This is a genomic window from Streptomyces sp. SID14478 (genome assembly GCF_010548525.1).
In the GTDB taxonomy this organism is placed as follows: Bacteria; Actinomycetota; Actinomycetes; order Streptomycetales; family Streptomycetaceae; genus Streptomyces.
Window position 1 is genome coordinate 1 of the sequence record NZ_JAAGMG010001294.1, and the last position, 583, is coordinate 583.

The following is a 583-nucleotide window of genomic DNA, read 5'->3' on the forward strand; positions in this document are numbered from 1 at the left end:
TGCAGGACACCCACACCGACGCCAGGTTCCGCGGCCTGGCCGCCGTCGACCGGCACACGGCCTGGGTCGCCGGGACGCAGGGCACGGTGCTGCGCACCACGGACGGCGGCGCGCGGTGGCGTTCCGTGTCACCGCCCGGCGCGGGCGAGCTGGAGTTCCGTGACATCGAGGCGTTCGACGCGCGGCGCGCCGTGGTGCTGGCCATCGGCGAGGGCGAGGCGTCCCGGATCTTGCGCACGGACGACGGCGGGGCGAGCTGGACGGAGTCGTTCCGCAACACCGACCCGAAGGCGTTCTACGACTGCGTCACCTTCTTCGACCCGCGCCACGGCCTGGCGATGAGCGACCCCGTCGACGGCAAGTACCGGATCCTGTCGACACGGGACGGCGGCCGTTCCTGGCGGGTGCTGCCGAGCGCAGGGATGCCCGCCGCGCAGACCGGCGAGGCGGGCTTCGCCGCGTCCGGGCAGTGCCTCGTGTCGTCCGGGCCGAGGGACGTCTGGCTGGCCACGGGCGGCGCGGCGCGGGCCCGCGTCCTGCACTCCGCCGACCGCGGTCTGACCTGGACCGCGACCGACACCCC

General features: G+C 75.3%; 1 pseudogene. It reads left to right on the forward strand.

Annotated elements, in window-relative coordinates:
• Positions 1 to 583, forward strand: a pseudogene (locus G3I40_RS41270) (oxidoreductase); the annotation flags it as partial.